Below are 12,847 nucleotides of genomic sequence, written 5' to 3'. Positions count from 1 at the left end.
GTTAGTGTTGTTTTTTATCCGTTTTTTTTCCTTTGGGGAGATGAATGAGTAAAGTGCAGTCATTCTTCAATGGCTGTATTTTCATCACAATACTTCCGAGGTTCTCTTCATTTCCGCTGTGCCGGTTAATGACGGAAATCTCTTTGATAAAAAATCCGACATGAGACAGTACTAATGTAAGGCTATCCCGGTCAGAGGCATCACGAAGTTGAAAATTCCCATTTTCATTCGATGCCACACCAATGCGCGTACCTTTTATCATGATGGCGGTGCCAGGGAGGGCATCCATTGTTTTCGTACGGTCGTTTACGTATTGAACGATGCCTTTTATCACCAAAGTATCCGGCTTTATGGTGGGCATTATCGAATAGCCATGTGCCGGGGTAAAACTCAATCCCCATATGGCCAGGGCAATAACAACTCCGTATAAGGGGGCAGGAGTGGATAATGTTCTTTTCTTCATGGCAGTCGTCATAGTAGATAACGGGATATTATTAAATATAAGTTTTTTTAATAACAATGGAGGGATATGATGGCATGAACGTTGTCTTATTAATCAGAGGTTTTTTAAAAACCTCTCATAAATGCCTAATTTCGGTGCATTGATTAAAACCTGCTTATTATGAAACTATACACGGCCGTAGCATTACCGGTATTCCTCCTGACCCTGTCATCCCAGGACCTTTACAGCAAAGACAAGCCTGTAACGGAATTTGTTGCCCCAAAACCTCAAACACGTATTTCTTTTGGTAGTGGTATTGACCTGATTGTAAAAGGCCTGGGCCTGAACATCGACAATATCCGCTTTATCAAAGCGCCTAAGGCCAGCGATTATTTTAAGAAGGCCAACGACAAAGCACCTTATGCGGAGTCGCTCATTATTGCCGGTAATAACGGGATTGAATCCGGCCGTGATCTGAACCCGGAAGCACCGGCCACCCGGGAACAATTTGCGCTGGCACTGTATGAGGCTATTCAACATACCGGTCCATACGCGGAAAACATGATGTGGATTAATGTGAAAGATGAAAAATCTTTCTCCGGCAACAGCCTGAATGCGGTTCAATCTCTCATTAAATCTAAGGTAGTGGCGCTGGAAAATGGTAATTTCCGCCCTAAAGCATATATCACTAAATCAGAAGCAACTGCTATGGTAAAAAAAGCAGCCGCTTTTGTGCAGTCCATTAAAGGAAATGCCGGCAATACACCGGCACCGGAAGGTACTGTGAGCTTTACCACTACCCCTGTGAACGATCACGTAAACAGTGTGGTATTGTCTGCAGGCCAAAAGCCTACCGGCGGTTACGTGTTACAGGTAACCCGTATTGATTTTACTTCAGATCACCAGGCGATTATTCATTATAAGCTCACTTCACCGGCTCCGGGTAGCATGAATATCCAGGTGATTACCGAACCTAAAGCGGAAACGTTTGTGGGCAGTGATTACCAGGTAACCCTGAAAGCAGATTAATTTTTTTGGTTAGTATAACATCAATAGGGCGTCTCAAAAGTATTTGAGATGCCCTATTTATTATTAGACATAAAAGGAAAAATCGACCCTCTTTTATTAAATTAGCACCAGACTAAAGGAGGAATATTGGATAGTACCAGGTTTTATATTGATAAAACAACACTTGTTAATATAGCGGAAGGTGATGGGGACGCATTCAGGCAATTGTTTTTTGCGGTGCTTCCATGGCTGACTCCCTATGTGAAGAAAGTTATAAGGGACCCCGATAGCGTGGAAGAGGTAGTCCAGGAAACGTTTATCCGTATCTGGATCAGCCGGGATAAATTACCCGGCATTGAAAATCTCCAGGCATGGATCATGCGCGTGGCCAGCAATGAATGCTTTACCTGGTTTCATAAGCAGGCAGCCGCCCGTATGACGACGGCCCTTCCTGATACTTTGCCGGAAGCAACAACTAACCAGGTGGAAGAACTGGTTGCCAGCAGAGAAACCCTTCATCTCATCAAAGAAGCAATAGCACTGCTTCCTCCCCAACGCCGGAAAATATACCTGATGAGCAGGGAGCAAGGCCTCAAAACACAGGAAATAGCAGATAAACTACAGTTGTCGCAGAGTTACGTGAAAAATACTTTAAGCGCCGCACTCAATAATATCAGGCAGTTCCTGCAGGCAGCGGGGAAGTCAATTCCTTTCCTGTAAACGATCTCACCCCATAAACCTTTCATTGGTTTCCCTGTTTTTAGCAACTCCTTTTCCATTTTCTTCAAAATTTTTTTTTATCCCATAGGTACCATTTCCCTTTTTTACATTCTTACCTATACAACGCAGTAAAGCGTACCTGTAATTCTATCTATTAGTTTTGAAAACCATATATGCAAGAGCGAATATTCTTTTTGATAAAAAAGAGTCAGGAAACAGTGCTCACGGAGGAAGAAGAAAAAGAACTGCATGCGTTCTTTTTAAATGAAGCTAACCGTGAAGTGTTTAACCTGGAAATGCAAAAAAATACGGATGCTCTCATCGGGGAAGGCGTTGATCCGCAACAGTGGGAACCGGTACTGCAGCGGGTATTAAGTGCTGATGGATCCGCCACCGGTAGGGTAATACCAATAGAACAGGCCGCGGAAAGAGGCTTCGGTAACTGGTGGAAATATGCGGCGGCTGTTGCTGTAATGGTGGCGGCGGGAGGTTTTTGGCTGAGCAGACATCAGCCCGTATCAACGGTGAAGGAACCGGTGGCAGCGATTATGCCGGCTGCCAATAAACCTATTCTGCGGATGAGCAACGGCAAAACAATTGTGCTGTCCGATGCCAGCAATGGCATAGTGTCTCAACAAGGCAGTATGACGATTGTGAAACTGGATAGTGAACTGCTGGCCTTCAAAGGAGTCGCCAATAGTAGTGAGCAAATGCTCAATACGTTGATCACACCTAAGGGCAGACAATATAGTATTATACTTCCGGATGGTACGAAAGTGTGGATGAATGCTATGAGTGAACTTACATTCCCTTCTGCTTTCAACAGCAGGGAGAGAACCGTAACACTCTCAGGAGAAGCTTACTTTGAAATAGCAGCTGCGGCCGATCATCCATTTGTTGTAAACACCAGGAACCAACGGGTGCAGGTATTGGGCACCAGCTTCAACGTCAGCGGTTATGAAGATGAAGCAATGATCAGTACCACGTTGATTACAGGAAAAGTAAAAGTAAGTGCCGGTGGTAAATCAGCCGTACTGCTCCCAGGTCAACAATTGCAGCATAACAGCAACAGTTGGCAGGTATTGCAAAGTGCGGACACTGATGCGGCTATAGCCTGGAAAAACGGGTACTTTTCTTTTAATAAAGCAAATATTGACGCCGTCATGAGGCAGCTCGAACGATGGTATGATATAAATATTGTTATTGAAACTAAAACCAAATCACATCAATTCGTCGGAGAAATACCCATGAATGTAACACTGGAAGAAGCCATGAGTATTTTAAAACATAGTGGAATTAATTATGCTATCAAAGGGAGAACAGTAACTATCACTGACTAGGAAATCACTGCCAACGCACAGCGATACTGTTACAGCCAACCAATGCTAAATCGTATACCAACCAAAATAACATCAATCAAAAATCAACCATTTGCTATTATGAAAAAAAACAGCACCTAAACAACCAGGCAACGCTTAAAAAACAAAAACAGAAGCGGTTGCAACGCTTCTGTCCATTTATTCGGGTTCATCGATAGTCATCCGACCAAGAACGCTTATCTCTTCACCCAAACAACACAAATTTATGCAATTAACAAATTGCTGCCGGCATTTTTTTGCCCGTTCCCTACTAAAAAAAACAATGCTCATTATGAAGATCAATTTCTTCCTGATCCTGGTAATGTGTTTGCATGTGAGCGCTAAGAGTCTGTCACAGGATATTTCCATATCCGTTAAAGAGGCACCCCTGGAACAGGTGCTCGCCAACATTAAAAAGCAAAGCAATTACCATTTCTTTTATGATGCACAGCAGCTAAAAGCTGCACTGCCGGTAACTTCCAGTCTGCAGAAAATATCGCTCAAAAAAGCGATGGCGGTTATAATGGAAGGACAACCACTTACCTGGTACATTGATGAGGAACACAAATTGGTCACCATCGGGCAATCGCCTGCCAATACTGTTTTTGTTGTACCAATCGTAAATGGCGGCATTAATGGGGTGGTGGTGGATGAACATGGAAAACCAATTCTTGGTGCCACTGTTGCTATCCGGCCTTTCAATAAAGGTACCGTTACCGTGGAAGATGGTTCATTCAGTTTTAAAAACCTCCCCCCCGGCGAATACCAGCTTACCGTCAGCTTTATTGGATATGGCAGTTACCGGCAAAACCTGCGTGTGGACAGAGGTGTAGTAACACTGCGGATAGCCCTGAAACCTGAACTCCAGGAGCTGAATGCTTCGGTTGTTGTTGGTTATGGTACTACTACGCAGCGGGTTAAAACAGAATCCATGGCTACGCTGAAATCAGAAGAGCTGATGCAGAATCACGCCAGTGCTGCGGTGTCAGACATGCTCTCAGGCCAGTTGCCCGGGCTGTATACACTGAAATCCGGTGGCGCACCCGGTGCCGGCAGCACCCTGTTTGTACGCGGTCTCAGCACCTTTAACAACTCTACTCCGCTGGTGGTGATCGATGGTATACCAGACAGAAGATTGGATGACCTGAATGCGAACGACATAGCCACCATCTCCGTGTTGAAAGATGCATCTGCCATATCAGTATATGGAGCGCGTGCGGCAAATGGGGTAATATTGATTACTACTAAAAAAGGAAGCCTGGGCAAATCCACTATTACATTTACCGCGAATGCCATTAACCAGCGCCCCACCCAGTATTACAAACAAATGAATTCATATGACTACGCCAGGCTGTACAATGAGGCGCTGAAGAATGAAGATGTTTTTAATCCAGGCCAGGGAATGGGCTTCTCTGATGAGATGCTGCAAAAATATAAAGATGGTACTGATCCTGATCACTACCCTAATACAAACTGGGTGGATGAAATTCTTGCAAAATCTCTCTGGCAGCAGAACTACAACCTGGCTATTTCCGGTGGCGCAGAAAAGGTACGCTATTACCTTTCCGGTGGCTATACGAAAAACAACGGCCTGGTAAACGTTGAAGGCTACAAACGATACAATCTGCGTAGCAACCTGGATGCAAGCATCACGCGTGATCTGAAAGTATCCCTGAATGTCAACGGTTCATTCGCTAATACAGACGGGGAAGCAGTTTACAGTACAGAATATGTAATCGAGAATCTCTATGGCACACCACCTACCCGTGTAAACAGGTTCTCCAACGGGTTATACGCCTATGTACCGGAACAACGTGGCAATGCTTACCAGCAGTCTATCGGGAAATCCGGTTATTGGTTTACCAATACCAATATCTTTAACTCTGTAGCTACCTTGCAGTATGATCTGCCTTTTATTAAAGGCCTGTCTCTGAAAGGGAATGCAGCCTACGATAAACTCTATACTTTTGGTAAACGCTTTGCCACGCCGTTCGATATGTACTCCATCAGTTCCGCCGGCAGTTATACAAAAGTGGCAGCTTATCCAACGGAACCCTTCCTGAGGGAATACTTTACACAAACGCAGAGCGTTACGCTGGAAGGCGGTTTGCAGTACGATAACGACTTCGGTAAACACCGGGTATCCGGTACCTTGTTGTACACGCAAACAAATGGGAAATCTGATAATTTCAATACCCAGCGGAATGGATTTGTCTCTTCAAGTTTGTCAGAACTGAGTCTTGGCGACCCAACAAGGGTTACTAATACCGGCTCCGCTAAGCAGAACGCCAGGAGAGGCCTGGTAGGACGACTGAATTATAATTTCGATACCCGCTACCTGTTCCAGTTCAACTTCCGTTACGATGGATCTGATATCTTTCCACCAGATCATCGCTTTGGATTCTTTCCTTCTTTCTCTGCAGGTTGGGTAATATCAGATGAACCTTTCATGCGGGGAGTGGCAGATAAGATCGATTTCCTTAAACTACGTGCTTCCTGGGGACAGTTGGGTAATGACCGGGTGGATCCTTATCAATTCCTGACTACCTATAATCTTGGCAGCACGCCAGGTTATTCGCTGGGAGGCGCATCGCCCACCTATTACCAGACACTTAGCCCCAGCGTATTACCCAACCCGGTGTTTACCTGGGAACGTGCCAATATTTCCAATGCAGGCCTGGAAATGCATGTTAAGGGCGACCTGCTGACCATAGAAGCGGATTATTTCTATAAACGTACCCAGGATATCCTGGCTCCGCCTGCAGCACAGGTACCTTCCGTCATCGGTATCGGGCTGCCGCCTACCAACGATGGTATTGTAGACACAAGAGGAATAGAACTCAACCTGACACATACCATGCGTTTTGGCAAATTCAGTTACTATGTATCACCGAATATCACATTTGCAAAAAACAAAGTGATACATTATCCCGAATCCCAAAGCATTCCTGGCTGGCAAAAAGTAAGTGGAAAATCTATCGGTTATTTCTATAACACTGTGGGCCAGCATGGGCTGGGATATGCTTCTGATGGGCTTTACCAGTCGGACGATGAAGTTGCAAAAGGACCCACACCGCTGTACCCGGATACAAAGGCAGGCGACATACGCTATAAAGACATAGATGGCGATGGCAAGATTACGGCGGCAGACCGTGTATTGATCGGGGCTGAACTTTTTCCAAAAATTCAGTATGGTGTTCGTTTCGGCGCAAAATATAATGGGCTGGAACTAAATATACTCCTCCAGGGCGCAGGAAATGTTAAAGGCTATGCTTACAACAGTTTACCGGCAACAACCGCCAAGCTTGACAGATGGACCCCTGAAAATCCAGGTGCGTCCTGGCCTCGCTTGTGGTACAATAACCAGAACAACCAGGAAGATTCCGATTATTGGCTGCGCAACACTGCCTACCTGCGTGTAAAAAATATTGAGTTGGTGTATGCCTTGCCACAAAGCATCTTAAAGCCTATTCACGCCAATTCCCTGCGAATTTTCCTGACCGCCAACAATGTATACACGTTTACTCACTTCAAACTGTTTGACCCGGAAAGTGCAGGAGAGGTACGTGACCCGTTGATGAAGTCGTATACAGCCGGTATTTCTTTGCAATTCTAATCTGAACTGACATGAAAAAAATGATTGCCTATATAACGGGAACACTTATAATGGGGGTGGTTGCCTGCAACAAGGAGGCCTTGAACAAAGGTCCACTGAATCTTTATAGCGATAGTAACATCTGGAAAGACAGCGCACTTATCAGCCGTGTGGTGCTGGAATCATATGACGGTATTCATAGTATTTATGATGATGCCGGCAATTGGATGCCCATGGATATTACCGACGAAGGTAAGTCAGCAAGATCTTTTCTTGCATCCAACCTTATCAATACCGGGCAATACACGGCATCTACCGGTATTTATGATGATGTATGGACTAATACTTATACCATGGTCAGGAACTGTAATAATGTGCTGGAACACCTGCCGGATATGCCACTCAGTGACGCCGGGAAACAACAGATAAAAGGTGAAATGCTTTTCCTGCGCGCCTTGCATTATATGGATCTCTACTCCATTTTTGGTCGCTTCCCAATTATAACAAAAGTATTGTCACTCACAGATGACCTTACTGTGCCGAGAGGTACTTCGGAAGATTGCGTAAAGCTGATGCTGGATGATCTTAACCAGGCGGCAGCCTTATTACCTGCTGCTTATCCCAAAACGGAAGCGGGCCGTGCTACCAGGTATGCTGCATTAGGCATGAAATGCAGGCTGCTACTGAACCAGAAGGACTACCAGGGAGCTGCAACTGTTGCAAAGGAAGTGATAGATAAAGGAGGTTATAGCCTGTTCCCGGACTACGAATCCATGTTCTATCCTGAAAACGACGACAACCAGGAAGTGATCTTCAATAAAGAGTTTGCAGGCGATTTGAGTGGCCAGGTACATTCGCTGGATGCATACGATAACGCTGCTTTTTTTACAGGATTCAGTAGCCTGGTAGATTGTCCGACCCAGAATATGGTAGATCAGTACCTGATGATAGATGGGCTGTCCTGGAATCAATCGCCTAAATTTGACCCGGCGCACCCATATGCCAATAGAGACCCGCGTTTTCATGCCAGTATAATTTATGACGGCACCAACTGGATTAATGAAACCATGGACCTGAAACTCGGATCAAAGTATAATCCGGCTACTTACAGCACCGCCATTACAGGTTACATGTTGCGGAAGTTCCTTAATCCGAAATACATCTTCAATGGAACTAACAGTAATTATCAAAACTGTATCATGCTGCGTTTAGGGGAAATATATCTCAACTACGCCGAATGCCAATTGAAGCTTGGCAACCCGGAAGAAGCCCGTACGTATATCAACCTGTTGCGTCAGCGTGCAGGCATGCCCGTGATACCATCCGGGCAACTCACCTGGGATAGTTACGTGCGTGAACGCACCGTAGAACTGGCTTTTGAAGGACAACGGTTCAATGATATCCGTCGCTGGGGTACCGGCGCCACTATGATAGGCGCAGCTATTAAGGCCGTGCAGATCAGCGAAACCAATGGTATACGCAGTTACAAAACGGTTCCGCTGGAACAGCGTTATTGGAGCGACAAAATGTATTATTTCCCGATTCCCCAATCCCAGCTGCAAAAATACCCGGCTGGTAAAGTGCCTGAACAAAACCAGGGCTGGTGATTGGTCTTAAAAAATATTCATCCTAAATAATCAGTCATGAAACTTTATTCCAGAAATACGGCGATTGCAATGACATTGCTGGCTATTCCATGTATAACTGCGGCGCAGCAGGTCAATCAAAAGAAAGTGGATAGCCTGGTGGCAGTGATTAACAGGCAACCTGATAATATTGCTGCTATTGATGAATTTAATCAATCACTGTACCGCGACACCACACTCCGGCTGCATCATTATAAAACCTGGATGAAAAAGTATCCCAGGTCCGCTGGTATCTACTACGGAATAGGAACTTTATATACTAACCAGGAAAGCCCGGCTGCCCGTCCCTACCTGTTGAAGGCGGTAGCCCTCAATCCTAAACTATCAGCCGCTTATGCAGAACTGTCTATTGATGCGGAAAGATGGGGTGAGTTTGATCAGGCGTCTGAATTTCAGCGGAAGGCTTATGAGGCAAGCCCTGATAACCCGGACTACCTGTTTAGTTACATGTATCATTTTGAAACCAAAGATCCGGTTAAATATGCTGCATTGTTGAAGGAGTTGAGAACCAAATTCCCGGAAAGTGACCGTGGCGCCCAGGCGCTTTACTGGAAAGCTTTGCGCACTATAGACTTTAAGGAGAAAGTAGCCATTTATGAAGATATGAAGCAGCATTATCCCATCAATAAATCAAATTGGGGCACGTCAGGGATGAGTGATTACTTTGATGCACTGCTAGGCGATAACCCCGGAAAAGCAGCGGCATTGGCGGGAGAACTGGCAGCTACACCTGGCATTGAAGCTTCCACAAAAGATGAGTTTACTAAAAGTAAATTAATGGCGGAACAGTTGATAAAAGCAGATGAATTGCTAAAGGCGGGTAACACCGCAGCCGCTATCACATTGCTTGGCAGCCTGAAAGCCAAGCGCTGGGGGCCCACCATTGGTATTGTAGCATTGGCGAAAGCCAGAGCTGCAGCAGCTGTAAGCCCGCAGCAGGGATATGATACGCTGATGAAGTATTACCTTAAAGAGCCGGCCCGTGTGATGAAAGAACCGCTATACAGCTACGGTCGGCAAGCCGGTAAAACAAACGAAGCCATTGAAAAAGATATTAAATCCAGGTTACTTAATACTTCCAAACCTGCCATCTTCTCTTTCGACGCCTATATGGAGCCCGGTAAGAAAACCATGAAGGACTACAGCGGAAAAGTAGTGCTGCTTACTTTCTGGTTTCCTGGCTGCGGCCCCTGCAGGGGCGAATTCCCACACTTCGAAGAAGTGTTGAAACACTTCAACCGGGATAACGTCAATTATATAGGAGTGAATATCCTGGCAGAGCAGGATGAATATGTTATTCCATTTCTAAAATCCAGCAAGTATACCTTTACCCCGTTGCGGGACAAAGAAACCGCCCGCACAAACCTGCCGGTAAGAGGAGCGCCAAGCAATTTCCTGATAGACCAGGAGGGAAGAATTATCTTCTCCAATTTTATGATTCAAACGCCGGAAGCACAACTGATGTTGCAGGACATGATTAACCTCTTGCTGGATAAGAACACGTAAGTACCGATGAATAAATAATCATTACAAAGGCTGTCCCAAACTATGGAGACAGCCTTTACTTTTTATGTCATTATTTTCCTCAAATGGCATCTTTCCCAATCACTACCCAGTCTTCATTACCATGTCCTTTCGCAATCCACCGATCCATTTCTTCCGCAATAGCTGGTAATACGGCCAGGTGACCATTTTTTTTGTCTACCGCATCTATAAACAGCTGGGTATCTTTCCGTGCCATGTTCAGTTCCCAGGAAGGGTTGCTGTAATCGCCGCTGGTCATGCGCTTCAGCCTGTTGTTGATGCCCGCACCGGGGTTCCAGATTTCCAGTAAGCCTGCTACTTCATTGTTGTGAATATTCAATGCTTTGGCGAGTGACAAGGTATCAGACAAACTGGCCGTTAATCCTACCAGGAAGCTGTTACCAACCAACTTGATACCAGCGGCTTTGCCGGTTACCTCACCCAGGTTAATCAGTCTACCGGTCATTTTACCAAGCGCCGGTGAGATGCTGCTGATGACTGCCTGATCGCCTGAAACCAGCATGTATCCGGTACTTTCCAGTGCATTGGGCGGACCCATGAATACAGGGGCGTGTACATAAGTAAATCCGCGGGTGCCCCAGTCTTTTGTACGTTGAATGGCGCCATCCACAGAGGTAGTGGTATGATCAATGATGATGGCACCGGGAGTGAGACCGGCAGCAGCGGCGGCCAGTACTTCATCTACGGATTGATCATCTTTGAGTGTGATGTGTATGCGATCGGCTCCCTTTACGGCGGCTGCCACATCGCTAAAAGCTTTAGCGCCATATTGTTCCAGCGCGGTGGCTTTTGAAGTGGTGCGGTTCCATACTTGTACCGTTTCTCCATTGCTGATAAGCGCCCTCACGAAATTTGATCCCAGAAGGCCCATGCCTAAGAATGCTATCATAACCTTGAATTTTTTTTCGAAGGTAGGGAAAAGTTGAGCAACGGAATTGGATGAAAATGACACCGGCAGCCTCATGGGCTGCCGGTGTGTATTGTTGGTTTTTTGTTTTATACTGATTAAACTGATGGTTATTTTTTGATTAAAAAGATGATCAGGGAATCAGGTTAATCAGTATAATTTCGGACAAGACAACAAATCGCTAGGTTTTCGCTTTTTCGAAACGACCATTATCCACTGCGGTACTATTGCTGGTATTTAGCAGGATGACTACCGGTGTCTGATAATTTTTTTGAGGATCCAGGTGCAGGAAGTATTCATGTGCGCCGATCATTTCCGGGGTAAGTGTTATACCCGGATTTTCAAGATAACTGGCTTGCGTGAGTGTAGTGCTGGCAGGTAGTTTTACCCGTAAGCTACCGGATACCGGTACATTGCATACTACCATGAAAATACTGTCGGTATTGGCTTTGCGGATATAGTATCCCCAATCCTGTTTGTCGAATCCGGCATAAGTGCCGCCGCGTATAGCCGTTCCATTTACTTTCATCCACTGACCAATTTCCTGCATGCGTTGTACTTCTTCTGTGCGGAAAGTGCCGTCGCTTTTAGGACCGAAGTTGATCACGAAGTTCCCGCCCAGGGAAGTGGACTTCACCAGCATCTCAATTAACTCGTTCGATGTTTTGATATGCCCGGCCCATTTGGCGCAATAGCCCCATTGATTTTCGGGGATGGTCATTACGCCTTCCCAATCGTTGCCGTGTATGTCTGCGAACTGTGTGGGGAGTTTGCGTTCCCAGCCCTGTTCGTAATCACCCATCAGGCGGCCGTTGCTATCAAAGTGTCGTGCACCTTTTTCATCGGCGCGTAAGCGGCTGCCGATAATCAACCCGGGATGAATTTTTTGCAGGTATTGTTCCAGCTCATCAGAGAAAGCGCCGTCGTTCTTCCAGGAATTGTCCCAGGTACCGTCGAACCAGAAGCCTTTAATTGTTGGATATCTTACTAATAACTCCTGTAACTGGTGCTTTACAAAAACCTTAAAGCGATTGTAAGCTGCGCTGTCTGCCGGCGTTTTCAGCGAAGTACGCCAGTCCGGATGATTCCAGTCGATGATAGAAAAGTAAAGATATACATCGATGCCCTGTTTATTATACGCATCCACCATGGGGCCAATGATATCTTTTTTCCAGGGCGATGCGGCTACCGTGTAGCGGGTATACTTACTGGGCCATAAGCAGAAGCCATCATGATGTTTGGTGGTGATGATCATGTAACCGGCCCCCATGTCTTTCGCTTGCTGCGCCCATTGTTCGGGATGGTAGTTGACCGGGTTAAACTGTTTATACAGGTTATCATAATCCGCTTGTGGCATTTCTTTCCAGGAGCGGATCCATTCTGCTGCGCCGTTATAGGTTTTTCCATTCCATTCGCCGCCGGGGATAGCGTAGAGGCCCCAGTGAATAAACTGCCCGAGGCGGAGCGACCGCCAGCGCGCCATATCAGGATCTGTTCTGTTACCGGTGCGATGCGCGCCATGCACCAATGGAATGGTGTCTTTTGCGGGAGCAGTGGTTTGTGCCTGTCCCTGTAATTGTAACAACAGCAATGCGCTGGCAGCAGCCATACAAAGTTTCTTCATGT

General features: G+C 45.9%; 9 protein-coding genes. 6 read left to right on the top strand and 3 right to left on the bottom strand.

Annotation, left to right across the window (positions count from 1 at the left end):
* Position 1: 1 nt before the first annotated feature.
* Complete coding sequence (locus J7623_RS29575) at positions 2–463, bottom strand: carboxypeptidase-like regulatory domain-containing protein (protein WP_291928236.1); 462 nt, start codon at positions 461–463, stop codon at positions 2–4.
* Positions 464–622: 159 nt separating this feature from the next.
* On the opposite strand from J7623_RS29575, the gene J7623_RS29570 reads away from it, so the two are divergent.
* From J7623_RS29570 to J7623_RS29545, 6 genes are all read left to right on the top strand, one after another.
* A complete protein-coding gene (locus J7623_RS29570) occupies positions 623–1,471 on the top strand; it encodes a protease complex subunit PrcB family protein (RefSeq protein WP_291928233.1) in 849 nt (282 codons plus the stop codon).
* 126 nt (positions 1,472–1,597) lie between these two features.
* Positions 1,598–2,170: an RNA polymerase sigma factor gene (locus J7623_RS29565; RefSeq protein ID WP_291928230.1), complete on the top strand. Its 573-nt coding sequence runs from the start codon at positions 1,598–1,600 to the stop codon at positions 2,168–2,170.
* A gap of 173 nt (positions 2,171–2,343) precedes the next feature.
* Positions 2,344–3,510 carry a FecR family protein gene (locus J7623_RS29560; protein WP_291928227.1) on the top strand — a complete coding sequence of 389 codons (1,167 nt, stop codon included), beginning with the start codon at positions 2,344–2,346 and terminating at the stop codon, positions 3,508–3,510.
* A gap of 310 nt (positions 3,511–3,820) precedes the next feature.
* Entirely contained in the window at positions 3,821–7,144 is a 3,324-nt protein-coding gene (locus tag J7623_RS29555; RefSeq protein WP_291928224.1) for a TonB-dependent receptor, read from the top strand.
* An 11-nt stretch (positions 7,145–7,155) separates the two neighbouring features.
* Positions 7,156–8,730: a RagB/SusD family nutrient uptake outer membrane protein gene (locus tag J7623_RS29550; RefSeq protein WP_291928221.1), complete on the top strand. Its 1,575-nt coding sequence runs from the start codon at positions 7,156–7,158 to the stop codon at positions 8,728–8,730.
* A 36-nt stretch (positions 8,731–8,766) separates the two neighbouring features.
* On the top strand, positions 8,767–10,275 hold the full coding sequence (locus tag J7623_RS29545; protein WP_291928217.1) for a redoxin domain-containing protein: 1,509 nt from the start codon (positions 8,767–8,769) through the stop codon (positions 10,273–10,275).
* A 79-nt stretch (positions 10,276–10,354) separates the two neighbouring features.
* Here J7623_RS29545 and J7623_RS29540 read toward each other — a convergent pair whose 3' ends face one another.
* A complete protein-coding gene (locus J7623_RS29540) occupies positions 10,355–11,203 on the bottom strand; it encodes an NAD(P)-dependent oxidoreductase (RefSeq protein ID WP_291928213.1) in 849 nt (282 codons plus the stop codon).
* A gap of 199 nt (positions 11,204–11,402) precedes the next feature.
* Entirely contained in the window at positions 11,403–12,845 is a 1,443-nt protein-coding gene (locus J7623_RS29535) for an alpha-L-fucosidase (RefSeq protein ID WP_291928210.1), read from the bottom strand.
* Positions 12,846–12,847: the final 2 nt, after the last annotated feature.

It is taken from the genome of Chitinophaga sp. (assembly GCF_017745275.1).
In the GTDB taxonomy this organism is placed as follows: Bacteria; Bacteroidota; Bacteroidia; order Chitinophagales; family Chitinophagaceae; genus Chitinophaga.
Note: the sequence above shows the minus strand (reverse complement) of the source record. Positions and strands in the feature narration are given on the sequence as shown.

Excerpts from the sequence above, each read along its gene's own strand:
- J7623_RS29575 (WP_291928236.1), bottom strand. The coding sequence starts at position 463 with ATGAAGAAAAGAACATTATCCACTCCTGCCCCCTTATACGGAGTTGTT.
- J7623_RS29570 (WP_291928233.1), top strand. The coding sequence starts at position 623 with ATGAAACTATACACGGCCGTAGCATTACCGGTATTCCTCCTGACCCTG.
- J7623_RS29560 (WP_291928227.1), top strand. The coding sequence starts at position 2,344 with ATGCAAGAGCGAATATTCTTTTTGATAAAAAAGAGTCAGGAAACAGTG.
- J7623_RS29555 (WP_291928224.1), top strand. The coding sequence starts at position 3,821 with ATGAAGATCAATTTCTTCCTGATCCTGGTAATGTGTTTGCATGTGAGC.
- J7623_RS29550 (WP_291928221.1), top strand. The coding sequence starts at position 7,156 with ATGAAAAAAATGATTGCCTATATAACGGGAACACTTATAATGGGGGTG.
- J7623_RS29545 (WP_291928217.1), top strand. The coding sequence starts at position 8,767 with ATGAAACTTTATTCCAGAAATACGGCGATTGCAATGACATTGCTGGCT.
- J7623_RS29540 (WP_291928213.1), bottom strand. The coding sequence starts at position 11,203 with ATGATAGCATTCTTAGGCATGGGCCTTCTGGGATCAAATTTCGTGAGG.
- J7623_RS29535 (WP_291928210.1), bottom strand. The coding sequence starts at position 12,845 with ATGAAGAAACTTTGTATGGCTGCTGCCAGCGCATTGCTGTTGTTACAA.